Here is a 24409-nt window from a genome sequence, read left to right as displayed (position 1 = left end):
TCATTTGCGTCGTTAAAAGTTCCGTTCCGCTGCTCTCGTACAGTCGTACGCTCCGCTGCGGTACTCACTTTTGCCTAGCAACTAAGCATTTGTGGGCACGCTGAGGTTTGGAGGTGCGGTCTGAATTGGCGTTTGGAAGAGACTTTTTGGCTTGCTGATTTTTTTTATTATTGTTCTTACTCTTTCTAGGTTAGCATCGATGTTTTTTTGTGTCAAGGGGGTTTCCCTAAAAAAGTTGCGCGGGGGCAAGATAATTGTTGGGGGAGGAGGGGCGTGAGAAGGGCTTGGGGGATTGGATGGGATTTGAAATTTTTTATTTGTGTTTTGTGATTATATCGGGTTCTTTAAATTTTGTTAAGGAATGTATGGGGGATTAAATATTTCCTAAAGATATGCGGATTGTCATTGTTCGGATTCGTGATTTATGATACTTTTAGGGTAGGTTATGGAAAATTCGTGAAGTGTGGAGGCAGATGATATGAAGAATAAGTACAGTTGGATGTTGCTAGGGCTCGCTGTGATTGTGGGTGGATTTTTTATTGGGAAGCATTATTATACGAAGGCTTACGCGGAGAGGGAAATCGATGCGTTTATTCAGGAGCAAAGTGTGCCGAATAAGGCTATTTATGATGAGAAATTTGTGTGGGATTGGATGAAAAGTGGGGATTATGTGAAGAATTTCAAGGTTCGGGGAGATTCGGCGGATATTGTGTATCAGTATATTTTTATAGGTAAGGGGCAGGATGTGTTGTTTATGCCGTATTCGTTTACAAGTGATGAGCCGGATGTGAAGTATCCACTTGCGAAAACGGAGGATGATTTTAATTTGTATCTTGGGGAGGCTTATGAGGATGGAGGTTCGTCGCTTTATGTGCAGCATTTGAAATTGTTTACTGGTATGGAGCCTAGTCTGGATGATGGGAAGTATGTGTTACATAAGACTAGTGATATTTTTGACGCGGATGGGAAAAGGATTGAAGCGGATGATATTAAGAAAGGCGATGCGTTGAAAATATATTTGTCGGAAAATACGGCAGTTAAGGAGACGTCTCCTGCGCAGATTGATGGGGAATATATTTTTAAGATTGTGAGGGAGAAATGATGGATGCGAAGAAAAAACGAGTGGTGGTTGTGATTGTGGTTTTACTCGTTTTAGGTGTGGCTTTTGCGATAAATAAGGTTGTGAAGGCGAATAAGGAATTGCGTGTGCAGGTGGTGAACGAGAAGGATCGGACGCGGTTTATCGGTGAGGATGGGGTTGGTTTTTACTCCATGGTGGATACGCGGGATACGATTTATACGTTGGTGGATACGGAAGGCGATACGGACAGTTACAACATCGCGAAGGCTGTTTATGGGATTGATAAGAAGACTGGCAAAATGGAGATGGTGCCAGGTTCTAGCAAGATGAAGTTTGGCATGGACGGGATTGATTCGACTTTTGGGAATGAGGATTATCTTGGTTGGGTGGAGGCAGACGCGGACGGTGCGACACGGACGGTTATCTATGACATCGAACAGGAGAAAATTTTGAAGAAATGGAAGGGCAGTGATGCGCACTCATTTTTCGATTTTCATGTGATAGGTCACCGGGTTTATTGGTTGGAGTCTAATGGGAAGACGGGATTGGTTATGTCGTATGATTTGAAAACGGCTGAGGAGGAGCAGCTTGATGAGGTTGGAGCGGACGGGACGGTTCTGGCTTTTTCAGAGCATAAAATGTGGTATCGGGATATTCGGCGAGGAAGCGGGCATTTGAAGTGTTATGATCTGAGGTCTGGGAATTACGAAATACATGATTTAGGCGTGGATTATAGTGATTTGAAGCCAGTTGGTGATAATTTGGTGGCTTATTCCAAGGGTAACGGGCTTTACTTGTACGATACGAAACTGCAAAAATCGGTGTTGTTGAATGGGGAGGATAATGGGATTAAGGCGAATTATGATGGAAAGGGGCTTATCGTTACGGATCAGATGTCGTATAAAATAGAGCATTTGGATGGGATTCGGTATAGTAATATGATCGAGTCGGAGTATCCGGATAATCATCTTTTTTCCACGGCAGAGCGGATTCGGTCATTGCTGTTTGTCACGAATGTTGGGGAGCATGAGGAGATTATATCGATGAGTCAGGATGCTTTGCGGTGGTTGGATAAGTAATAATAAAACACCCCAAAATCAGAGTTTTAGTCTAATTTTGGGGTGAACATTAGATGGGGAGCATCGTTTGTTTTTAATGCCTTATTTTGCGTTCTCAGCGGCCATTTTTACTTTATAATCAGCGGCTGTTTTTTCGTCATATTTTTCGCTTGTTGCCTTAGTTGCTGCGTTTTCTTCGCTCATCTGTTTTTTCTTTTCTTCAGTAGCCGCGGCCATTTTTTTGTTGAAAGCTGCGTCTTCTGCTTTCTTAGCTGCGTTTTCCTCAGCCATTTGTCGTTTCTTCTCTTCGTATGCTGCATCTACTTTTTTGTCGATTTCTGCGCTTGTTACTTCCTCAGTGGCATTGTCGCTCGCCATTTTTGCTTTATAATCAGCAGCCATTTTTTCGTCATATTCTCCGCTTGCCACTTTATCTGCTGCTTCTTGTTTTACGGCTTCTTCTTTTTTCATTTTGTCTGCCATTTCTTGCTTTTGTGATTCGGTTGTTTCGGCCTTTACGTCCACTAGAGAGAACGCGGATACGCCCAAAATAGCGATGAAACCTACTGCTGTTAATAGTTGGGATTTTTTATTGAATTTTTTGATCATAATGATTCTCCTCTTTAATCTTAGTTTGTTTTTACTGAAATGTGCCAATGTGGATGGCTGGTAGTACGTCGAATATTGCTCTACTAATGTAATAATGGTGTGCCCGTAAGCGGTTCTTTCTGCGGGATTGATGAAGGTCAGGGCCATGTTATCGCAGGCCATTTCTTGATCTTCTCGCATGGCGCGATTGGCGTACCAAAGAACCGGGTTGAACCAGTGGACAATAAGCAGGCAATTCATCAGTAAATTAATGCTGATATCTTTTCTTTTATAGTGGGATAATTCGTGATAAAAAATGTATTTTAGTTGATCGTTATTTAGATGCTTTACGTGTTTTTCATCAAGCAAAATCCTAGGTTTGTTCATTCCGAATAAGGTTGGTGCTGAAATTTTTCCAGAATAATGTAACGGGATGTCTTTTTTAATGGACATATCTTCCTTGCATTGGCGATAAATGGCCAAAACTCGTTTGTCTGTTATTTCGGGTTGCTTACTTATATAGTTATATAGACGTCTGTTTGTCAAGATTATGAAAATTCCAGCAATCAGAACGCCTAGTATCCAAATACATAAAAAGATAGTGTATACGTTGATTTCGACAGGTACGTCTTCCGTTATGACGGGTACTTCTGCGATGGCTTCGGGTGGTATTGCTGTGCTTTCTTGGCTAACAATGGGAGCGGGCTCAGGGTTTATTGGTAGTATGGAGTAGATGCTGAACGAGCTTTCTGGGAACCATGGTAGTACAAGCCTTGCTATTAGAATTAGCCATAATGCGTATTTCCATTGCGGTGTTAGCCATTTTTTTAATGCGAATCTGATGCACAGAAGGAAAACGACTAACACGCTTGCCAAAATAGAAGTTTCGATAACCCAGTCAAAAATGGAGGGGAGATACGTGTGCCATAGCGTATGAACCATAACTAGTTATCCTTTCTGGGATTGGACTCAGTTTTATCATCTAAAAGTTGCTTTAATTCATCGATATCTTCTGCGGATAGCTTTTCCTCTTTTATAAAGTTAACGAGTAATGGTTTGAAAGCTGCGCCGTAAAAACGGTTTAATAATGATTTTGTTTCGCTTTGCATGTAATCTTCTTGGGAGACTAATGCGGTGTATGTGTGCAGTTTTCCTTTTTCTTGATGGGAGGAAATAGCTTCTTTTTGGACTAGTCGGTTGAGTAACGTTCGTATTGTTTTAGGACTCCACTCGTGTTCTTTTTCCAAGGCTTGAATTATTTCACCGGCCGTTAATGGAGATTCTTGCCAAATAACTTGGATAACTTCTAATTCAGCTTCGGATATTTTAGGTAAGTGTCCCATGTGATGCCTCCTTTCTTCGGACTACATTTGTAATCCGTGAATAAATAGTAACATGCATCGTTATTGGAAGTCAACCCCCGTTCTAATACTTGTGTTGCATCTAAAGGTTTTATGGAGTAGAGTAGCATGTATAAATGAAAATACAAAGCAAGCAAGGAGCGCGATCAAAGATGAATGTACTACTAATTTATACGTATCCAAATCATGAAGGGTTAAATTATGCCATTAAGGAGACGGTGGAAAAAGAGTTGGGAAAGAAAAATATCGTCAAGGGAATTGACCTTTATAAAGAGGAGTTTGATCCTGTTTTACGTTTTGATAGTATGAATAAGCGTCGAGATTTACATAGAGATGCGTATACAAAGGAGTATAGAGAGCAGCTTCTTTGGGCGGATTTTTTGATTTTTATTTATCCGATTTGGTGGAGTAGCACGCCGGCGATTTTAAAGGGATTTATTGATAAGGTGTTTGCGAAGGATTTTGCGTATAAGTATAAAGGGATTCGGCCGATTGGGTTGCTGAAAGGGAAGCGGGCTTGGATTATTAATACGCACGATACGCCAGCGGTTTATGCTAACTTTATTCAAAAGGATTATGGGCGAGTTCTCAGTAAGCAAATTCTGAAAATGTGTGGTATTTCGACATATAAGCATACTTCTTTATCGTATGTAAAAGGTTCTAATGAAGTCAAAATAAATAAATTTCTGCAAAAAATTGCTAGGATTAGTAGTACTATTTGATATGGGTAATGTGTTCATGATGTGGGTTTAAGGTAAAATTAGATAAGAATCTGGATGGTGGGAATTAGTCCCTATTAGCACTAATTTTCACAATCTGGTAGGTGGTGTGAAAAGGGCGCCAACACGTGATTGAGAACGATTATCAGTTAACTTTTTGCTATTCAATTTTCACAATAACTGATATAATGAAAGGTGAATGGAAACGCTTCCTGAAGAATAGGATGCTAGCTGGAATACAAACGCTTTCGCTCGATTTGTTGGAAGCGGAGTGTGCATCTTACCTGAAGATAAGGTTTGGTATTTTTTATCTTATTTGTGAGGTGGGTCAAGCGTTTTTCGATAAATGGCATGAGTTTTTAGTTTTCAAGGAGGGATTTTTGGATGAGTGCGAAGGTGAAAGTCACGGTGAAGATTAATGGCAAGGCGCATGATGTGGAAGAAGGAACGCGAATTTTAGATTATTTGAATGATGAGGGCGTGCATCATCCGCATATTTGTTATAGTAAGCAGATGGGCGCGATTCAGTCGTGTGATACGTGTATGTGCGAGGTTGACGGCGAGTTGATGCGGGCTTGTAGTACGGATTTCAAGGATGCAATGGAGATTAAGTTGGATTCGGAAAAGGCGAAAGAGGCGCAACTTGAGGCGATGGACCGGATTTTAGAGAATCATATGTTGTATTGTACGGTTTGTGATAATAATAATGGGAACTGTCGGGTACATAATACGGCGGAACTGCTTGAGGTGGATTCGCAGGAACGGCCATTCCGTGAGAAGGGCTATATCAATGACTTCTCGCACCCGTTTTATCGTTATGATCCGGATCAGTGTATTCTTTGTGGGCGTTGTGTGGAGGCGTGTCAGAGTGTGCAGGTGAATGAGACACTTTCGATTGACTGGGATCGGCCGCAGCCCCGGGTTATTTGGGATGATGATCGTCCGGCGAATATGTCGTCGTGCGTGTCGTGTGGGCTTTGCTCGACGGTTTGTCCTTGTAACGCGATGATGGAGAAATCGATGCTCGGCCAAGCTGGATTTATGACGGGAATTGGCGAGGAAGTGCTGGAGCCAATGATAGATATGGTGAAAAAAGTGGAGCCGCCGTATCAGACGGTTTTCGCGTTGTCGGAAATGGAAAAATCGATGCGGGATACGCGGACGAAGAAAACGAAAACGGTTTGTACGTTCTGCGGGGTTGGGTGTTCGTTTGAGGTTTGGACGAAAGGTCGTCAAATCTTGAAAGTGGAGCCGACTGGTGAAGGTCCTGTGAACAAATTTGCGACGTGTGTGAAGGGTAAATTTGGTTGGGATTTTGTGAATAGTGAGCAGCGTTTGACTTCGCCGTTGATTCGCCAAGGTGATGAATTTGTGGAGGCATCTTGGCAGGAAGCGATTGCTTTGATTGCGGAGCGTTTGGGCAGTTTGCGTTCGGAGTTCGGCAATGATTCGCTTGGTTTTATTTCTTCTTCTAAGACAACGAATGAGGAGAATTATTTGATGCAAAAATTGTCTCGCCAAGTGTTTGAGACGAATAATGTGGATAATTGTTCGCGTTATTGCCAAGCGCCGGCGTCGGATGGTTTGACGAATACGGTCGGAATTGGGGCGGATTCGGGAACGGCGGAGGATATTGAGACGGCCGGACTTGTGATTTTGGTCGGTTGTTCGCCGGCGGATGGGCATCCGGTTCTTGCTAGTCGCATGAAGCGTGCGCAGAAATTGAACGGCCAGAAATTGATGGTTTCGGATCTTCGGAAGCATGAGATGGCGGAGCGCGCGGACTTGTTTATTCGGCCGAAGCAGGGTACGGATTTTGTGTGGTTGACGGCGGTTGCGAAGTACATGATTGATATGGGATGGCATGATGCGCCGTTTATGGAAGCACGGATTTCGAATGTGGCGGATTACATGACGTTCCTTGAGCCGTTTACGCTTGAGTACGCGGAGGCTGAGACGGGGCTTTCGATTGAGACGCTGCAAAATGTGGCGCAAATGGTACACGAGGCTGATGGCACGGCGATTTGTTGGGGTATGGGTGTGACGCAAAACATTGCGGGCTCGCATACGTCGGCGGCGATTTCGAACTTGCTGCTTGTGACGGGGAACTTTGGTCGTCATGGCGCGGGCGCGTATCCGCTTCGTGGGCACAATAACGTGCAGGGTGCGTGTGATATGGGATCCTTGCCGAACGTATTGCCGGGCGTGCAGTCGATTTTGAATCCAGAAGTTCGCGCGCGTTTCTCGGAAGCGTATGGCGTGGAAATTTCGGAAGTACCGGGTCTTAAAAATAACGAAATGCTTGACGCAATCGAGGCTGGGACGCTTAAAGCGATGTACTTGATTGGGGAAGAGATGGCTTGGGTGGATTCGAATACGAACCATGTCCAAGATACGCTCGCAAAACTCGATTTCTTCGTTGTTCAAGATGTCTTTTTATCGAAGACGGCGCAGTTTGCTGATGTTGTTTTACCGGCATCGCCTTCGCTTGAAAAAGAGGGGACGTTTACGAATACGGAGCGTCGTGTGCAGCGCTTGTACGAAGTGTTAGAGCCGCTTGGTGATTCGAAACCGGATTGGTGGATCATTCAAGAAGTGGCGAACGCGTGTGGTGGTGATTGGAACTTTACGCATCCGAGTGAGATTATGGATGAGGTTGCTAGTCTGGCGCCATTCTTCGCGGGTGTGAGCTATGATCGGATGGAAGGTTTTGATAGCCTTGTTTGGCCGGTTTCGGCGGATGGTGTCGATATGCCGCTGCTTTATGAGGATCGTTTTAACTTCCCAGATGGCAAGGCGAAATTGTCTGTATTGCCTTATATAGCGCCGATTGAGTTCCCGAAAGAGTTTGATTTAACGCTTAATAATGGTCGTTTGTTGGAGCAGTTCCATGAAGGGAATTTGACGCATAAAACGAAGGGCTTGGATTATAAATTACCGGAAGTTTTTGTAGAGGTATCGAAGGAATTGGCGCAGAAACGTGGTGTGGAGGACGGTTCGCTGGTACGATTGACGTCGCCATACGGTCACATTAAGGTACACGCGGTCGTGACGGATCGGGTTCGCGAAAATGAGGTTTACTTGCCGATGCACTCAGTCAGTCACGAAACGGCGGTCAACTTGTTAACGTCGAGCGCGGGTGATGTGCGGACGAAGACGCCGGCCTACAAACAAACGAAGGTAAACTTAGAAGTATTGCAAAAATGTGGCGAAAATCCGCTACCGAAACATAACCCACGAAATGCAGCAAGGTTCCCGCAAAATGGTGTGGAAATTGAGCGCAAGTGGGCACGTGCGGACTACAAACCGATTTCGAAGCATAATTGTGCTTGTGGTGGAAACTGTGCGTGTAAGAAAGGGAGTGACGCGTGATGGCAGAACCGATTTCTAAAATCCGCCGTGTGGAAAAAACAGAAGATCAGATAAAACAGGATAAAATGACGGCAATAAAAGACCAGATTGCGACGGATGATGCGGCTTTCATGGAAGTTTTGGAGTTAGTGAAGTCGCTGCATGATTCTGGGGCGCTGGATATGTTGAACAGTGCTTTGAAGGCGAAAGAGGATATCGCGACGACCTTTTTGAACGAGGCGCGGAAGGAACCGGCGACGAATGCGATTAATAATTTGATGATATCGAGTAAATTATTGACGGAGACGAAACCGGAGCAGACGGAGCAATTGTTGGCTGGACTGGCGAACGCGCAGGCGAAGGCGAATGAGAGCTTGAAAGATGACACGACGCTGGGACTTTTCGGCTTGGCAAAAGCGATGAAGGACCCTGATGTGAACCGGGCGTTGCGCTACGGCTTGGCATTTTTAAAAGGCGTCGGCCAGGAACTGAAATAAAAATTAGACTCCAGATGGTGCTTACAAATGCGCATCTGGGGTTTTCGTTAGGTGGGGGCGAGGATGGAAACGACTGCGGGGCTTGGGATTCGACGTTTTAAAGAGGGGCATATGTTTGATGATGTGGCGACGGTGGCCGTGGAGTATCCGCTGACGATTTATGTGAACGAGGAGGAGCTGGTGACGATTGTCTGCACGCCGGAATATGCGGAGGATTTGGTGATTGGGTTCCTGACTTCGGAGGGGATTGTGCGCGGTGTGGCGGATATTGATCGCGTGGAAATCATTGAGGCGACGGGTCACGCGAAGGTGACGGCGAATTTTGTGAATAAATTTAATGCGAAATATCGCGCGAAACGTTACATCACGTCTTGTTGCGGGAAGTCGCGGGAGAATTTCTATTTTCAATCGGATGCATCGCTGGTGGAGACGCGGAATGAGACGGATTTGGTGTTGCGTCCGGCGGAAATTTTCGATTTGATGTCGCGATTTGAAGCGGATTCTGATACGTTTCGCAAAACTGGCGGAGTGCATAACGCTGCGCTTTGCAGTCGTGATGAGGTCATTTGTGTGCGGATGGATATTGGCCGGCACAACGCGCTTGATAAAATTTATGGACATTGCTTGAAGTCAGAAATTCCGATGACGGACAAGGCGATTATTTTTAGCGGTCGGATTTCCTCGGAGATTTTAGTGAAGACGGCGAAAATTGGTTGCGGTATTATTTTATCGCGCTCGGCACCCACAGAACTAGCGATAGAAATGGCGCGGGAACTCAATATCACGGCTGTCGGCTTTATTCGCGGTAATGAATTTAGTGTGTACAGCGGGCAACATCGGATTTTGGAGAATTAGAAAAAGCGCCAGACCTCAATTTAGAGATTTGGCGCTTTTATCATAGAAATGATGTCCGATAATCTGCAATATACTGATCGATAGAAGTCAGTTCACGTTTTAGAAGTTCGTTCGCAGTGACCGTGACTTTCTTCGCGTTTCCCATCTGCGTAATAAAATACAACATCGTCATCACATTCGCATACTCTTTCGGAATACCACGCTTGATCATCGTCGACCGGAAATACCGCAGTGACGGCTTACTATACGTGATTTTTTTTCCTAGAATTGCAGTCATTCTATCCGCAACTTCATCGTAACTCACGGCTTCCTTCCCAGTAATACTATATTTCTGATGCAGATGATCAGGCGTATTCATGAGACAAATCGCCGCAATCTCACCAATATCCCGCGTATCAATAAAACTAGTTTTTGCTTTGCCAGCTGGGATAAACAAATCGCTGTGCTTCTGAATATCCTCCTGATGAGTCGTATTCAAGTTCTGCATGAAGAAACTAGGTCGCAAAAAAGTGTACGGCAACGCAAGGCGCACCATCTCTTTCTCGATTTTATGATGCGGCGTGACTGGATTTTTCTCAACTCCAATCAAAGAAACGAAAACGACATGAGCTACAGAACGCTCTTTTAAAAACCGCAAAAATGGAAACATATCCTCTTTCGGTTTGGAAAGCTGCGGAGGGCGGACAAAAAACACTTTTGTAATACCTTCTAATGCACTAGGAAAAGTAGCGGTGTCCAAAAAATCGAAATGAATAACATCGACTAATGCGTTATCTGCCCATAATGTTTTACTTTTTTCAGGATTCGAGACCCCAGCACGCACTGCTATACCGTTTTCCGTTAACTTCTGAACTACTGTAAAACCGATATTTCCTGTGGCGCCAAGCACTAATATTTTCTCCAAATCACTCATCCCTTTCTAGTTTTTTCTGCAATAATGCCACAAAAATGCGCTGTTCTTCGGGTGTGTAGATTGATAAAAAAGAGGCGGTTACTTCCTGACTGGTGGCTTCGAGTTGCGGCAGGATTTCATGGGCACTTGGAGTCAGTTGTAAGGAAAAGGAGCGCCGATCTTGCGTATTTGCCTGTTTTGCAAGAAGTCCTTTTTGCTCAAGCCTAGAAATAATACCAGATACAGTCGGCTTATCAAAACCAAGTCTGTCTGACAGGAGGCGACTCGTAACTGCCTGCCCATCAAGGATTTGAAGATGTTTCAAAATAGCCCACTGCGCACTGGTGACGTCGTGTTTCTCCAAAGCGACATTCAAAGCATGACGCAGCTTTTTCGCGCTGTTCATTAATAAATAACCAAATTCGTTCATCATATCACCTGTTTCGTAAATAATAAAAGCATATAGTTAGTATACTAACTATATGCTTTTATTGCAAGGTTTATCAGATTCTATATTATAATGAATAGCAGGAGGTGTCTCATGAATCCGCTAGAAAATTATTTCCCGTTCCAAGTGAAAAGTCTCTTCCATGTCATTTCCACCGAAGCAAATATTCTTAAGAAACTGCAACACCAAGCCTTTCATGAAAGCAATATCTCGATTATAGTCACAACGAAAATTTGGAAATTAGCAGATTTTCAGATGGAGTTTCCAGAACTCGAATGCGAAGAATTGTCACTCAAAAAGAAATACATACTCATCAAAAATGTACCATCCAACTATCCGAAGATGCTACATTTGATGGAGATTTATAAGAATTCAGGATTAGAAATGTATATCTTTCTAACAGACAATTTGCAATACCATTGGGTGGAAGAAGAAGTGATGACACCAATTTTGATGCGGAAAAAGAAGAAGTCGCAGCTAGTGATTAATCTTGGGAATAACGATTTAATGCTGTTTTTCAATCAAGACGGAAGGAAGACGCACGCGATTGGAGTAGGGGAACAATGGCTGGCAAAATTGATAAGCTTTCATTAAATATAAGAAAAAGCACCAAATTTGAATTTGGCACTTTTTAGGATTAACGCTCTGACGGCCTGTATCCTGCAGCTTCAGCCTCGGCGGTTGTTTTGAACCAAGCAACGACATTCTTTGTACGGTTATAGTAGGTTCCACCAGGTAAGTGGTAGATGCCGTTAACGCTACCTTTTATCGTTCCTTGACCATTCGAATCGACATATTGATTCCCGCTTCCACCATCGTTACTCGCAGGCGGAGAGGCTTGTTTTGCTTGAGCTTCTTGCTTTTCACGCTCTTGTTGATCCTTCAATGCTTGTTGCCGCTGTTCTTCTTTTTCCTTCGCTTTTTGAGCTTCTTCCGCTGCTTTTTCTTTCTCTGCTATTTGGGCGGCCTTTTGTTCTGCCTCTAATTTTGCTTGCTGCTCTTGCTGGATTTTTAAGTCTTTCGCTTTCTGTTCAGCAAGTGCTTTATCTTTAGCCAATTGCGCCTGTTCTTTTTTCAATTGTTCAGCCTGTATTTTGGCTAGTTTTTCTTGCTCTTTCTTTAGCTCAGCTTGTTCTTTTTCAAGTTTTTGCTTAGCTTCTTCTTGTTCCTTCGCTAATTTATCCTTTTGCACTTCTTCGCTCTTCGTTTCGACTTTAGGCTCTGCGGCTGTTTGCGTTGTCGGTGCCATAGTAGCACCAATAATCGCTAAAACAAACGTCCCTCCTAAAATAATCAAATTCAGCTTCGGTCTAAAAAGTTTCTTTCCACGGATAAAGATTCCTAAAATTAACATAACAAGAGCATAGAAAAAACCTAAAAATGCAATCAAAAATAAAAATGTCCCCATAAAACTGTATCGCTCCCTTTAAAATAAGTTTTTATTGTTCCCCATCATAGTATACTCTATAGAAGCGCAAAAAAACTTTTTAAGTCGTGAACGTAGCTATTTCGTTCGTAAGCGTTAAAAATTGGGGGTTTTTAAGTTATAATCATATCTTTTGTAAGAATTCGGAAACAAAAAAGACGCAAAATCTGATTTTGCGTCTTTCCCTATTTTTTATGAACGTTTTCTCAGGTAGAATAAAGCTGTTGCGGAAATGAGTAGACCGAAAGCCACGAATCCGTTTGTGCTGGAATCTCCTGTTTTTGGTAGCTCATTTACTCTTGCAGGTACGATTTCGTTTCCAGCTGCTTGTGCTTGTTGTGTCGATTGCTCAGACTCTGAGTTAGCTGGTGTTTTAGAAATAGTAGCTGACTTCACTTCTTGCACTTGTTTCGTACCATAAGTGTAATGTGTAACGTCACTGACACCACCGTTATCATCAACTGCAATCAGATATGCTGTTTCGCCTGGTTGTAGCGGACGATCAAGAACGGCATGGTAGCTGCCAGAGTAGTCCACGCGTGTTTCAGCAAGAACTTCTTCGCTTTCCTCTGTGATAACGAAAAGCGTTGTATCCGGCTCTGTACCACCGTAAATGTCTGTGTCTGTACTCATATCGAAGTTAACAGAAGGGGCGGAGTAAAGCATGATGCCCATTACCGAGATAACTTCATATTGGAAATTAAGAGTAGAAACGTTGCCACTAGCGTCTTCAGCTACGATAACCGTACTGTTTGCGCCAATGCTTGACGTGTCTAAATGTGTTGCGCCATTTTGGAAATAAACTTTCACGTAGCCAGAGTTATCTGTTGCGTTCACTAGCTCTTCTGCTGTCCATTCCTCACCAGGCCACACGTAGAAAACATCCTCATCTTGGCTGATAAATGGTTTCGTTGTGTCTACCACTGTGTAATTAACGGTTACAGTTGTTGTAGTAGAGCCTTTTGTTGCCGTAATTTGCACGGATTGTGCGCCGATTTTGTCAGTCACTGGTTGTGTTTTGAAGGAAAGTTGCACGTTAGCAGCACTCTTAGTTACAAAAGTACTTGGTGTCGCTGTCGCATCATTTAGCTCCAATGTGACGTTGTTTTTCGCTGTAGCAAGTACAGTCGTTTCTGGTTTCACTGGTTGCTCAGGATCTGTTGGTTTAGGATCAGGAGTTACTGGTTTTTCTGGATCCGGTTTTGTTGGTGTTTCAGGATCTGGTTTCACAGGCTCCACTGGATCAGGATTCGGCGTTACCGGTTTTTCTGGTTCTGGGTCCGGCGTTACCGGAGTCTCAGGGTCAGGCTTCACAGGTTCCACTGGATCAGGATCAGGAGTTACTGGTGTTTCAGGATCTGGTTTCGGTGTTACATTCGGATCTGCATCAACGGTATAGCTGACCGTGATTTCTTCCGATGTTCCGTCGTTGTAAGTAACGACAATCGTTGTTTCAAAAGTGCCTACTGTGTCGTTCTTTGCTACTACACCATCCTTGTAAGTTAGGACTGGAGCACGATCTTGGCTAAAAATTTGCACAAAATCAGCTGGAATAATGTAATAACCTTGTGTTACATGAACATTTGGTTTAGCTGCGACTTCAGTGGTTTCCCAACCTGCTTGTTGCTGTGCATCTTGTTGGGATGTCATTTCCTCGGCAAATACAGGACTTACAGTTGAAAAAGTTAGTCCAAATACTAGCGCGATGCTAATCGATTTTTCTTTTAGGTACATGAGTGTCTCCCCTTTTTAATATGCTTAGTTTCTATTGTACAAGGTATCAATTTCTTTGGCTAGAGAAAAAATGTACATTTGACGGCAAAATTTATCAAGTTCACAGTTTGTTCACATTTAAATTTAATGTAGGGACAGGCGCTGGTTGTAGGTGGGGGACGGATTTTGGTGAGGATAGATCGTTGTGTGCCAGTGGATTTGCCTTCTTTTGTTTGCACTTAGAGTTAAGATATATGCCTATTTGTAGTAGAGTTAGGAAAACAGGAGAACAAATCGGTATATTTTTGTTTTATAGATTATATGTGAAAATTGATTTTTTAGCGAAAGCAACACCAGTGAAATATAGCTCGATAGTTTTGTAATGAGGGCTTGGGGTGAATATTAATTTAGACGTAAGGCAGTAAATGTGGAATATTTTAGCAGGGAGATAAAAGAGGCGATTAGAATGAAAAAATCATTTATAGTTGCCATTATTTCAGCATTAGGACTCTTGTTCCTATGGATTTCTACTAATTCTATAAATGCCAAAGCGACAACCGTGCTAGACTTAAAGCTATTGATTGAACAGGCGGGGAGCGGAACTTTGCTTTTAAAGGACAAAAAGGACGTGACGTATGTGGTAAATGAACAAATTACGAATGTCCGATGCACGATTCAAGGCGCGCCGGGAGGTTCTTATGTAAAGGCGAACTTCAAAGGATACGGCGATCAACAAACACCGTTCTTGCTTCGATATCAAGCAGGCATTCACAACATCTCCATCAAAAATGTTACCTTTGATTTAGCGCTTATCGGCCGAGGAGCTGTTTATTTTGAGCAAAATAATAATATCACGATTGAGAACAGTGGTTTTACAGGATATTCGAAGCAATACGGCTGCAACAAAGTCGACAGCTCGATTTCATTTACAAATTGCAAAAACATCATAATCAAGAAAAAACGTTTTTTCAACAACGGCTATCAATACGGAAAAGCCACTAACGAGTTAAACCGTTCCATCACACTTCAAGGAAATAAGTTCTCGAAGGTGAATCAAGCTATTGTCATTCAAGGAAGCGCTATTTTTCAGCTGAATATTCATGATAATGTATTTAATCAAATAGTAGATAATAGTCTTTACTTGATTAAAATACCGGTGGCGAACGTCTACAACAATGATTTTAATAAAGGCCAGAAAACAAGTTCAGGAGATGAAGGAATTGTTCTTGACGGGGGCAATTTTAAGATTACGAACAACCGAGCTTACAATGTTTTGAACAAGTTTATCGCGATTAATGGCGAGACAAAAAGTGTAGAAATCAGTAATAATTACATCAAAAATAAAAAAACGAAAACGCGTCCAGCAGTCATTGCTTGGAGAAATAATACTGCCTATACGGTGCAACAGCTCAAATTCATGAATAATAAAATTGATACAGACACAGCGCCAGCGAACTATGATGTCATTCCGATTGGGAAGGTTCGTAATTTAACTATTAAAGGCAACCAGTTTACATTGCAAGGGCTTTCCAACTATCAGAATGTATTCAGCTTCATGGGACAAACTGCCATAGATAGCGTTGACATTAGCGGAAATACCATCCAATCACGAAAAGGCACGACCATCTCCAATAAATCATTCTTTCTACGTGAAAAAGCACCAATCATACCTCGCATAAATCATCTCGTATTTATAGATAATGCATTCCAAGGCAAATACCCAGCGATTCTGAACGTCTTAAAAGGAACGATTGTACCAAATGTGTATCAAAAGAAGACGGCTTATATAACAGGCGTTTATATTGGACCAGTCGTAAAAGCACGACTCCTAGTAAATGGTGTAGCAAAAAGTTGGGGCGGGCAGTTTAGTAAAGGGATTTTTAAATATTATGTAGGCGCAAAAACAAGCTACAAACCTACCGACAAAATCGAGTTAGTTGTCTATAATGCAAACACGAAGCAACTCGTAAGTTGGTGAAGGTGAAATGAGCGCATAGTTGAGATGTATCAAAAGAGGTTATCCGTGGGTTTGGATGGCTTTTTTTGTTGTGATTAGATGCAGGCAGTTTTGAAGATTTCAGGGCGTTGAATCGCATCGGATTACGTGGTTCATTACATAGGAATATTGACCTTGCAACTTTTTTTGAGTTCTTGAAAATCCGCTTCACGATCTGTACAAAGCTTTCGGATTTCATTTTGCAGTTGTGAGCTAATCGCGTCACCGGTTTTACTTTCGAAGGAGATGCCGAGTTGACTTTGAATGCGGGTAAGTTCGCGACCCCAATCATCAAACATCGTTTCCTTGCCGTGCAGGATTTGAGCGGAATCTTCGGCTAAATGGTTCGCGTCACGTAACATGTTACGTTTCAAAGCCGCGAGTTGAAGTTGCCGTTCGAATTCTGTTTTTTGAGATTTTAAAGCGCCAACCGTTGCATCCGCACCTGCTAGAATCGCCTTAGCAATCTCAACTTCTATTTGTCTAATTTCATGAAATAAATCCATTTTGTTCCCCCGTTTTTCTATCTTTTTTTACTTGAAAAAATTCACCGCGTTACCGGCCGCGATGCCAACAAGACTACCAATTGTACGATCTAAGTCATGACCGAGATTGATATCTGTTTGCTGCATCTGGTGTCCCGCATTGCCTATTTCATTTGCGAATTGTTGCAGGTAATACTGCCGTTCTAGCAATTTATTAAGTAAATCATGCAAAATTTCTTCATTATGGAAACGATAGACGCCTTCTGTTTTTTTGACAGCGAGGTCGTGCATCACATCGTCTACATCGTTTTCATTTAGCAAATCATATTCACCGCCATATGTAGCATCGTTGAACTTACGCACCATCTTCTTGACTGCGTCGCTTTCGGCTTGACGAAAATCTTCAATGAGGCGAACCATGCGATCGATGTCTGCGGCTACATCCTTCATTCTGTTCGCGAGCGCTTTAATTTCATCGGGAGAGATGGCAAGTTTTGTGGCACCATTACTGCCAAACTGTTTACGAAAGCCTTTTGTTAAGTGAGCGTTTAGTGGATCGCTGGCTGCTCCGTTTTTGGAATAATATTGTTGGTAAAAAACGAAGGCATCGGGTGGGAGTAATCCTACAACGTCGCCGTGGTGTCGGAAATCTTTGATGAGATGGAAGTATGCGCCGTCTTTTGCTTTTGCTTGTTCGTCAGGTGTTAGTTTATTGAATGAACGGGCCGCGGCGAATGTTACGGCGGGTTTGGTATGTTTGACAGCTTCGTATTGAGCGAGTGCGCCGCCGAGACTGTGACCTGTGAAGCTGTAGTCTTTGGTTGTGTGTTTGGATAGAGTGGTGTTTACGAAATTATTGTAGGTGATAAATTGGTCGTCTTTTTGGGCGGGTGAGGCAGTTGCTAATTTGATGTTTTGGTCCCAATCAGCGTCTTCCTCAGAGCCTCTTGACATGAAGACCATATGGCTAAACTCTTTGATAGAACCTGCTTTCCATGCTTTATATTCGCTAAGCGGTACAACCGCGGCCGCTTGTAAACCGTTTTTATTATCTACTGAATTTACTGTAATCCATTTTGTTTTACCGATATCTTTCAGTGTTAGTACGTTGTCTTTCCTTAGTACTTCACTGTCATACACAGCATCGGCTAAATAAAAATTAGTTTCTTCTGTTATTTTCATCTCCATTTTGCTCCCTTTATGTTATGATATGGTGGGGTGATTACATGAAAAAATGGTTAATTGTTTCTAGTATTTTACTGGTACTTATTTTCATTATAGCAGGAGGAGTATACATTATGAAAGAAAAAGAAAATCAAAAAGCGGAAGATGAATTAGAAAGGCTAGTTTCTGTAGAGAAGCCACGTATTGAAAAATATTTTAAGTATAATTTTACGGGAGTGAATAAGGTAACTGTGACTGGGGCGGAGATTCACCCAACTGGTATACCTCATATCAAGGGTTATGTGAATGATGATAAAGATCTATATTTTAATGCAGCAATACATAAAGATCATTTTGAAGGGGATTTGAGTATTCCGTATGGGCTGGAGGAGATGCAGAAGAGTGATTTGTCTGTTTCGGAGATTCAGGAACGTGAACAGGGGAGTAAGGAATGAGAATGAGTAGAATTATTTTTCTAGCGCTAGTAGCATTCTGGTTATTTATCATCGCAGGCAGTTTTCTCTTTGTGAAGGCAGAAATCGATGAGCGAAAATTAGCGAGAGAAGAAGCGATTGAAAAATTGATTGCGGAAGAAAGCCCACGGGTAGAAAAATACTTAAAATATAATTATGAGAACATTGATTCTGTCACAATTACGGGTGTAGATGTCAATCCAACGGGGATTCCGCATATTATGGGATATGTGAATGGTGATAAGAAATTATCTTTTGATGCCGGTGTATATGATGAACATTATGAAGGAGCACTAATTATAAGCGGTGAATCATTTCCTTATACAAAGAGTTTAAATCAGGATGTGCTGTCTGTTTCAGAAATTGAAGAGATAGAGAAGAATGAATAGTATGTAAAGTCACGATGATTTTGATGCTGTGACTTTTTCTGTCGCAACCCGTGACAACTCGCCAAAACTCCTTTATAATTCGAGTAGTAATGGCGTCCATTGATGAGGCGTTTCAAATGAGTGTGGAAGGGTGATTTTGTAATGGAAACGGTTGTAACGGATATGGACGGAACGCTGCTGGCTAAGGGTGGTGCGGTGATTCAGCCGCTGAATAAAGAGGTTTTGCTGGATTGGCAGAAGCAGGGGAAAAAATTGGTGCTGGCGACTGGGCGTTTGGATTTGGCGATTATGCCGTTTATTCATGAGCTTGGGATCACGATGCCGGTTATTTCTTGTAACGGTGCGCTTGTTCGGGATTTTGGGAAGAATGAAATTTTGATGAAAAGTGATATTTCGTATGATTTGCTGGGGCAGGTGATCGAGCTGGTGCGCGGGTTTGGCGTGGATTATCATGTGTACACGACGGAGCGGATTGTTGGGCCGACTGTGACGGGGAAAATTGCTGGGTTTGTCGAGGCGAATAAGACGCTTCCTGAAAATGAGCAGGTGCCATTGACGGTGACGGCGGATGTTGTTGGGGAAATTGAGCGTTCTGGCGAGTTTGCGCTGAAGGTTTTGGTGCTTTCGGATGATCCGGAGAAACGTGTGGCGGTGCGCGAAGCTTTGGCGGAATTGCCGCTTTCTGTGATGGCTTCTGGCACGACGCTGATTGATATTATGAATGTTGGTATCGATAAATCGCATGGCCTCGCGTATTTGGATGAGGCTGGCTGGCTCGATTTGGAGACGACGATTGCGTTTGGCGATAATGAGAATGATATCGGCATGATCGAACTTGCAAAAATGGGCGTGGCGATGGAGAACAGCATTCCAGAGACGTTGGCGATTGCGGATTATGTCGCGGGTCATCATGATATCGGCGGGCTCGGTCAGTTTTTACTTGATTTTGAGAAGTAACGTGTTATGCTGAAATTGGAAGAAATTTTATCTAGGGAGCTGATTCAACATGGAAGAGGAAGAACGCTTTGATCTAGGACACACGGTGAAGAAAATTTTCGTGATTGGTATCGCGGCCGGGCTGATTTTCATTGGCTTTATCGCGCTGATGACACTGATCGGGATCGTTATCGCGATTCCACTACTGAAAAAAGCTTACGGAATGATGACGTCGTATAGTGGCGAGTCGTGTGGGCACGGGAAACATAAGATGAAATGGTCAAGATGTAAGTCGAAATTTGACGGCGATACAATCGAATAGTAATTAAAAAATGTGATCAGGGACTCACGCTAGATTTGGCGAGGTCTGATCACATTTTTCGTTTTATTGTAGGTAGGTTTTCTTGAGTTTTTTGATATCTTTGTCGGTTAAGCCGAGTCCTTGTTTGAGGAATGCGTCGGTGCTGCCGTATTTGGCGTTGATTTCGTCGAACGCGGCGTTTAGATAGGCTGGGCGGACGTCGAGAATGGCTTTCATGCCGGATAGGATTTTTGGATTATCAGTTTGTTTTGCAAGGGCATCAATGGTTTTCTGATTCTCGGTCGCGCGGTATTTATTGGAAAGTAGGTAGTCGTTCATAATCGTTTTTTGGTCGACACCAAGTGCTGCGAGGACAAGCGCGGTCCCAAAACCGGTGCGATCTTTGCCGGCGGTGCAATGCCAAAGTACGGCGCCTTCTTTATTGTTCAGCAGTTCTTGGAAGAAAAGTTTGTAGCCGTCGATGGATTGCTGATCGGTGACGAAACTTTTATTGGCGCTGATTAGGAATTGTTCGGGATTGTCCATTTTGGCGAGACTGGCCATCATATCTTGGGCGCTAGTTGACGAACCGTTGTCTTTCATGATCGAATCGTGGATATAGTCGACGTTTTTGATGACTGGATCGGGCTTCGCTTTCACTTCGGAATTGGTACGGAAATCAATAATTTCAGCCAGACTATATGTAGAAGTCAGCTTTTTGATGTCGTTTTTGGAAAGATTGGCGAGTTCGGCGGCGCGAATCAGTTTGTGAGGCTTGACAGTTTTGCCATCGGTCGTTTTGTAACCACCAAGATCGCGAATATTCACGGCACCGTCTAGCTTAATTTGACCACCTGGCTTGACTTGCGTTTGGGTTTCTTTTGCGGCGAGCGAATTCACATCACTTGGACCACAACCTGCGAGTAATAATGAGCTTCCAACAACGATAACACCAGTAATAGTAACGATTTTATTCAAATTTTCCCCCTCCTCATACGCCTTATTATAGCGAGCGAAATGACGATTTGTTTGGAGGTTCTGTAAAGAGGATGTAAAAATGGAAATTCAAATTATAAAATATTATATAGGGTTAAGCAATAGGATTTGTCGATATATTGTCTAAAAACGTTTGAAATATAAATAACCTAAAAAAAAACCGTAAAAGACTTTTAATATTTCATATTATAGGGTAAAGTGTTATTATGCGATAACATCTATTGTCTTGATTATAAATTATACCTATTGTATAATTTATGTATGCATTTTATGGCAGGAGTGTTTACATGAACAGTACACCAGTGGCAGTTGAAAGAGTTATAGAGAAATTTAAAGACGCTGTGGCTAATAATCGTTGTAATATGGCGAGAAGGTCTAAAAATGATGATTTTTTGAGTCTGATTGGTTGGCTGCCTACCCAAGTATTTTCATATTTAGAAGAAACGCTTACGTGTAAACATTATGTTTCTGGGCCAGATATGAATATAGGTAGCAGTGGCCCTAAAAAAGGTGGAGTATGGGTGTTTGGAGTTGACATAGAGGGGTACGAGGTTTATGTTAAAATGCATGATCTTCCAGTTCCGGGTGGTCCCAGCTTTTGTTGCATATCTTTCCATGAATCAGAAGGGGGAAAGAAACTTAAATATCCACATAAATGAGGTGTAAGATATGAAGAAAATATTTTGTATTAATTGCTATGAGGAATCTAAACATGATGAAAAGTTTGTAGCTGAAATAGTAAACGTACGAGGATTAGATTTAGAGGTTGAGCATAGGTATTTGGAATGCACGATTTGTGGGGAGCTTATGGAAGATCCATCTAATTTAGACTACAATTATATAATAGATTTTAAAGAATATAGAAGAGTTAAAGGTTTATTACAGCCAGAAGAAATTAAAATGATTAGAGAAATGTACAATATGAGTCAAAGAGATTTTGCAGATGTTCTGGGGATGAGTCATGCAACTCTTTGTAGATATGAGGGTGGGGCACTTCAAACGGAGCATCATAATTCAACATTTATTTTAGCGACTACTCCAAATGCTCTTCATAAACTTGTGTACATGAAGTTTCAGGCTACTGGAAATGAGAAATATGAAAATATGTTGGAAAATATAGCACGTGTCGCTGGTGATATCCATAATCTCTCCAGCAACAAATCAGATCATTTGGAGTTGGAGAGGATGAGGGGGGAACTTCTGGGATACACTAATAAATTTTCTAAGACTCAAAGTATTGGAACTCATGTAACTAAGTTGCTAAGTGGTAAACATATAAAAATTCATGAAGATCGCAGAAAAGTAATGTCAAACTTCAAAGGAGAGTCAGGATGGAAAGTTTAGAATTAGACTTGACGATAGAGCAAATTCGATTAACTAAAGTAGAAACGAATATTTCTGTGGATAAAGGCTCTCTATCAAGAAAGAATGAAATAGAGTTTAGTTTAGGTAAGGGTGAAAATAATATATTATTGGTTACCGATAAAGAGAGTATCTACGATGCGGATACGGATAATACACTACTCTATTTAGAAGTAGAAGCAACGTATCTAATTGACGGCGAATTTTCAGGCATTGAAGAATTGTCTGGTGACAGTGAGGTAAGGACTCACCTAACTGAACCTGTTTTAGAACAAGCAAGCTTGATAGTAGGTTTCCTCACAGAAAAAATATTTTTGTCTCCTATGATAGTACCTCCAGTTGAACTTGCTGTTATGGAGGCAAGGATAGAGAAATATCTTGAAGAGCAAGGCATTGAAAATAATCGTAATTGAAGAATCTGAAACTTCACTGAAATTTAGCATAAAACTTTAAAATGGATAGGCAGGAATTTTTGTATGTACCATTTATGAAGATGGAAGATACAGGGTTTCTGCTTATTTGTAATTTGAAAGACTTTGCTTCAGCTACTAGTAAAGTAACAAAAATTGACTCTTTATCAATGGGCGGGTGAAAAATGAGAGAATGTGTGGCTTCTATTGTGGCGTGTATGCTTCGGGATGCGGCGTCGGATGAGATTCAAAATGTACAAACAGGGCATCGCATCAAGCTTGCGGAGTTCTGGGGAATAAAAGAGGGCGATAAGGTGCTGGAGGTCGGTTGTGGACAAGGCGACACGACGGCGGTATTGGCGTATCATGTCGGTGAAACTGGCTCTGTGTGTGCGGTGGACATTGCGTCACCAGATTACGGCGCACCATTCACGCTCGCGCAATCGACGTATCATTTGTTGCAGTCGGAGCTTGGATCGCGCATCGAATTTAAGCTCGAAACGGATATTTTGCGTGGTGATTTGGCGTTTGAAGACGAAGCGTTTGACGTCGCGGTGATCTCGCATGCGTCCTGGTATTTCAGATCCAAAGCTGAGCTTCTTGAAATGCTCCAAGTGTTGAAAAAGTGGGCGAAACGGATTTGTTTTGCGGAATGGAATCCACATCTCACGGATCCGCGGCAGGAATCGCATTTGTTGGCGGTGTTAGTGCAGGCGCAATACGAGGCGTTTAAGTCAGAAACGGAATCGAATGTGCGGACGTTTATCACGCCGGGTGATATCGCAGAAATGGCGCTGAGTCAAGGTTGGCAGGTGACGAGTGAGGGCGATATTTGGACGCGGGAAATGCAAGATGCGGGCTGGGAGGCGTCGTTTGTCGTCAATCATATCGCGGAGGAAATCGCGAAACAAGAGGCGTTACCAGCGAAGTTTAAAGAGTTGCTGTTGACGCAGGCGAATTTGATTCGGGTGGACACCGTTTTGCCGATGAGTTCGTATTGTTGTGTGATCGAGGGGTAAAAACATTATTTATCACGCTCTAACATCTTTTTCAAGTATACTTCGAGTAAAATATCCGCCTGAATCATAAGCCCAGAACGCGATGTAATATCATATCCTGCGTAAGAAACGGTCGGGATATCGCTGCTCAGATTCGTATCCATAAGTTGCGAGAGCGCGCTATCCCCGTGGTTTGTAATCGCGAACATGAAGCAACCGCTATATTCCAGTTTCTGTGCGGCCTGAACGAGCGTCTTCGTGTCGCCGCTCATCGATACGAATAAAATCACGTCGTTCGGCTTAATAAAGCTCGGCAAAAGGTCAATAATATGGGATTCATAGGCGTACATCGTCGGTTTCTGAACTTGAATCAACCGCTTCCCGATGTATTCCCCAATCATTTTAGTCAAACCAACAGAAACGACAATAACGGTGCTCGCGTTCAGAATTTTCGTGGCGATATAATCCATTTTTCGCAGGTCAATGGCGTGAATGGTCTGGGTCAGCTGGGCCAAATAATCTTCTTTGAGACTACCGTTTTCGCGAGTCTTTTTTTGATTGCTAAAACTGGCTAGAATAAATTTGAATTCCGAAAAGCCTTGCAGGCCAAGCTTGTGGCACATCCGGATAATCGTGGTGTTGGACGTGTTTAGTATCTCGGCCAGGTTGGTTAGCGTGATGTTTTTCACCTGTTCGATATGGTTATCCGCGTAATAAAAAACATATTTCTCCGAGTCGCTCAAATTTGAGATATCCTCGACAAAACGTTCTGCTACTTTTCCCATTCAAAAAACCTCCAATCGCTTCAATTCCTACTTTATCACGATTTGAAAGAGATTAATAGTGTGCGCCGTACAATTATACGGATTCTGTATGAAAAGGCTTTCGGCTTTATGCTATACTTCGATTA

General features: G+C 42.6%; 27 protein-coding genes. 17 read left to right on the top strand and 10 right to left on the bottom strand.

Features of this window, described 5'->3' with window-relative positions; genetic code table 11:
* The first annotated feature begins 478 nt into the window (after window positions 1-478).
* Window positions 479-1102, top strand: a complete 624-nt coding sequence (locus tag EP58_RS13840; protein ID WP_036094352.1) for a hypothetical protein — start codon at window positions 479-481, stop codon at window positions 1100-1102.
* The gene (locus EP58_RS13835) at window positions 1099-2160 is read left to right on the top strand and encodes a hypothetical protein (protein WP_124892764.1); all 1062 of its coding nucleotides are present in this window, start codon (window positions 1099-1101) and stop codon (window positions 2158-2160) included. Before EP58_RS13840 ends, EP58_RS13835 begins: the two co-directional genes overlap by 4 nt.
* An 81-nt stretch (window positions 2161-2241) precedes the next feature.
* On the opposite strand, the gene EP58_RS13830 is transcribed toward EP58_RS13835, so the two are convergent.
* Together EP58_RS13830 and EP58_RS13825 are read right to left on the bottom strand one after the other, a co-directional pair.
* Window positions 2242-3669 (bottom strand): M56 family metallopeptidase, encoded by a 1428-nt coding sequence (locus EP58_RS13830; protein ID WP_052165066.1) that lies wholly within the window; start codon window positions 3667-3669, stop codon window positions 2242-2244.
* A 2-nt stretch (window positions 3670-3671) separates the two neighbouring features.
* Window positions 3672-4070: a BlaI/MecI/CopY family transcriptional regulator gene (locus tag EP58_RS13825; protein ID WP_036094350.1), complete on the bottom strand. Its 399-nt coding sequence runs from the start codon at window positions 4068-4070 to the stop codon at window positions 3672-3674.
* A gap of 170 nt (window positions 4071-4240) precedes the next feature.
* Between EP58_RS13825 and EP58_RS13820 the strand changes: the two genes are divergently transcribed.
* The 5 genes from EP58_RS13820 (at window position 4241) to fdhD (ending at window position 9510) form a co-directional block, all read left to right on the top strand.
* Complete coding sequence (locus EP58_RS13820; protein WP_036094348.1) at window positions 4241-4810, top strand: NAD(P)H-dependent oxidoreductase; 570 nt, start codon at window positions 4241-4243, stop codon at window positions 4808-4810.
* A gap of 125 nt (window positions 4811-4935) precedes the next feature.
* Window positions 4936-5226 carry a hypothetical protein gene (locus tag EP58_RS13815; protein WP_036094347.1) on the top strand — a complete coding sequence of 97 codons (291 nt, stop codon included), beginning with the start codon at window positions 4936-4938 and terminating at the stop codon, window positions 5224-5226.
* A complete protein-coding gene (gene fdhF, locus EP58_RS13810) occupies window positions 5192-8179 on the top strand; it encodes a formate dehydrogenase subunit alpha (protein ID WP_036094345.1) in 2988 nt (995 codons plus the stop codon). Before EP58_RS13815 ends, fdhF begins: the two co-directional genes overlap by 35 nt.
* The gene (locus tag EP58_RS13805; protein WP_036094344.1) at window positions 8179-8655 is read left to right on the top strand and encodes a helical membrane plugin domain-containing protein; all 477 of its coding nucleotides are present in this window, start codon (window positions 8179-8181) and stop codon (window positions 8653-8655) included. Before fdhF ends, EP58_RS13805 begins: the two co-directional genes overlap by 1 nt.
* Before the next feature lie 63 nt (window positions 8656-8718).
* The gene (fdhD, locus tag EP58_RS13800) at window positions 8719-9510 is read left to right on the top strand and encodes a formate dehydrogenase accessory sulfurtransferase FdhD (RefSeq protein ID WP_036094342.1); all 792 of its coding nucleotides are present in this window, start codon (window positions 8719-8721) and stop codon (window positions 9508-9510) included.
* Window positions 9511-9550: 40 nt separating this feature from the next.
* Here fdhD and EP58_RS13795 read toward each other — a convergent pair whose 3' ends face one another.
* Together EP58_RS13795 and EP58_RS13790 are read right to left on the bottom strand one after the other, a co-directional pair.
* Window positions 9551-10423 carry an SDR family oxidoreductase gene (locus EP58_RS13795; RefSeq protein ID WP_036094340.1) on the bottom strand — a complete coding sequence of 291 codons (873 nt, stop codon included), beginning with the start codon at window positions 10421-10423 and terminating at the stop codon, window positions 9551-9553.
* Window positions 10416-10835: a MarR family winged helix-turn-helix transcriptional regulator gene (locus EP58_RS13790; protein ID WP_077917928.1), complete on the bottom strand. Its 420-nt coding sequence runs from the start codon at window positions 10833-10835 to the stop codon at window positions 10416-10418. Before EP58_RS13790 ends, EP58_RS13795 begins: the two co-directional genes overlap by 8 nt.
* Before the next feature lie 108 nt (window positions 10836-10943).
* Between EP58_RS13790 and EP58_RS13785 the strand changes: the two genes are divergently transcribed.
* Window positions 10944-11444, top strand: a complete 501-nt coding sequence (locus EP58_RS13785; protein ID WP_036094338.1) for a hypothetical protein — start codon at window positions 10944-10946, stop codon at window positions 11442-11444.
* Between the two features lie 43 nt (window positions 11445-11487).
* On the opposite strand, the gene EP58_RS17075 is transcribed toward EP58_RS13785, so the two are convergent.
* Window positions 11488-12258, bottom strand: a complete 771-nt coding sequence (locus EP58_RS17075; RefSeq protein WP_052165068.1) for a sunset domain-containing protein — start codon at window positions 12256-12258, stop codon at window positions 11488-11490.
* A 210-nt stretch (window positions 12259-12468) separates the two neighbouring features.
* Window positions 12469-14010 (bottom strand): LPXTG cell wall anchor domain-containing protein, encoded by a 1542-nt coding sequence (locus EP58_RS17825; protein ID WP_036094337.1) that lies wholly within the window; start codon window positions 14008-14010, stop codon window positions 12469-12471.
* 445 nt (window positions 14011-14455) lie between these two features.
* Here EP58_RS17825 and EP58_RS13770 point away from each other — a divergent pair, with 445 nt between their 5' ends.
* Window positions 14456-15967 carry an immunoglobulin-like domain-containing protein gene (locus EP58_RS13770; RefSeq protein ID WP_052165069.1) on the top strand — a complete coding sequence of 504 codons (1512 nt, stop codon included), beginning with the start codon at window positions 14456-14458 and terminating at the stop codon, window positions 15965-15967.
* 134 nt (window positions 15968-16101) lie between these two features.
* Here EP58_RS13770 and EP58_RS13765 read toward each other — a convergent pair whose 3' ends face one another.
* Window positions 16102-16491, bottom strand: coding sequence for a hypothetical protein (locus tag EP58_RS13765; protein ID WP_036094336.1), 390 nt, complete (start codon window positions 16489-16491; stop codon window positions 16102-16104).
* Window positions 16492-16518: 27 nt separating this feature from the next.
* Window positions 16519-17652, bottom strand: coding sequence for a Tle-like phospholipase domain-containing protein (locus EP58_RS13760; protein ID WP_052165070.1), 1134 nt, complete (start codon window positions 17650-17652; stop codon window positions 16519-16521).
* A 116-nt stretch (window positions 17653-17768) separates the two neighbouring features.
* Here EP58_RS13760 and EP58_RS13755 point away from each other — a divergent pair, with 116 nt between their 5' ends.
* From EP58_RS13755 to EP58_RS13740, 4 genes are all read left to right on the top strand, one after another.
* Entirely contained in the window at window positions 17769-18089 is a 321-nt protein-coding gene (locus EP58_RS13755) for a DUF1433 domain-containing protein (RefSeq protein ID WP_052165071.1), read from the top strand.
* The gene (locus tag EP58_RS13750; RefSeq protein WP_052165072.1) at window positions 18086-18496 is read left to right on the top strand and encodes a DUF1433 domain-containing protein; all 411 of its coding nucleotides are present in this window, start codon (window positions 18086-18088) and stop codon (window positions 18494-18496) included. Before EP58_RS13755 ends, EP58_RS13750 begins: the two co-directional genes overlap by 4 nt.
* Before the next feature lie 141 nt (window positions 18497-18637).
* Window positions 18638-19453, top strand: a complete 816-nt coding sequence (locus EP58_RS13745; protein ID WP_036094334.1) for a Cof-type HAD-IIB family hydrolase — start codon at window positions 18638-18640, stop codon at window positions 19451-19453.
* Between the two features lie 49 nt (window positions 19454-19502).
* Entirely contained in the window at window positions 19503-19754 is a 252-nt protein-coding gene (locus tag EP58_RS13740; RefSeq protein ID WP_036094332.1) for a hypothetical protein, read from the top strand.
* 63 nt (window positions 19755-19817) lie between these two features.
* Here EP58_RS13740 and EP58_RS13735 read toward each other — a convergent pair whose 3' ends face one another.
* A complete protein-coding gene (locus EP58_RS13735) occupies window positions 19818-20711 on the bottom strand; it encodes a tyrosine-protein phosphatase (RefSeq protein WP_036094330.1) in 894 nt (297 codons plus the stop codon).
* Between the two features lie 305 nt (window positions 20712-21016).
* Between EP58_RS13735 and EP58_RS17070 the strand changes: the two genes are divergently transcribed.
* The 4 genes from EP58_RS17070 to EP58_RS13715 all read left to right on the top strand — a co-directional run bounded on the left by EP58_RS17070 (window position 21017) and on the right by EP58_RS13715 (window position 23520).
* Window positions 21017-21388 (top strand): hypothetical protein, encoded by a 372-nt coding sequence (locus EP58_RS17070; RefSeq protein WP_052165073.1) that lies wholly within the window; start codon window positions 21017-21019, stop codon window positions 21386-21388.
* A 10-nt stretch (window positions 21389-21398) separates the two neighbouring features.
* Window positions 21399-22073, top strand: a complete 675-nt coding sequence (locus EP58_RS17065) for a type II TA system antitoxin MqsA family protein (protein WP_052165074.1) — start codon at window positions 21399-21401, stop codon at window positions 22071-22073.
* A complete protein-coding gene (locus tag EP58_RS13720) occupies window positions 22061-22504 on the top strand; it encodes a hypothetical protein (RefSeq protein WP_036094329.1) in 444 nt (147 codons plus the stop codon). The genes EP58_RS17065 and EP58_RS13720 overlap by 13 nt, the downstream gene beginning before the upstream one ends.
* Window positions 22505-22686: 182 nt before the next feature.
* Complete coding sequence (locus tag EP58_RS13715) at window positions 22687-23520, top strand: class I SAM-dependent methyltransferase (RefSeq protein WP_036094328.1); 834 nt, start codon at window positions 22687-22689, stop codon at window positions 23518-23520.
* Between the two features lie 5 nt (window positions 23521-23525).
* Here EP58_RS13715 and EP58_RS13710 read toward each other — a convergent pair whose 3' ends face one another.
* Entirely contained in the window at window positions 23526-24284 is a 759-nt protein-coding gene (locus EP58_RS13710; protein ID WP_036094326.1) for a MurR/RpiR family transcriptional regulator, read from the bottom strand.
* Between the last annotated feature and the right edge of the window lie 125 nt (window positions 24285-24409).

Origin of the sequence: Paenilisteria newyorkensis, assembly GCF_000766145.1 — a bacterium.
Classification (GTDB): domain Bacteria; phylum Bacillota; class Bacilli; order Lactobacillales; family Listeriaceae; genus Listeria_A; species Listeria_A newyorkensis.
This window is presented reverse-complemented; position numbering and strand designations above follow the sequence as displayed.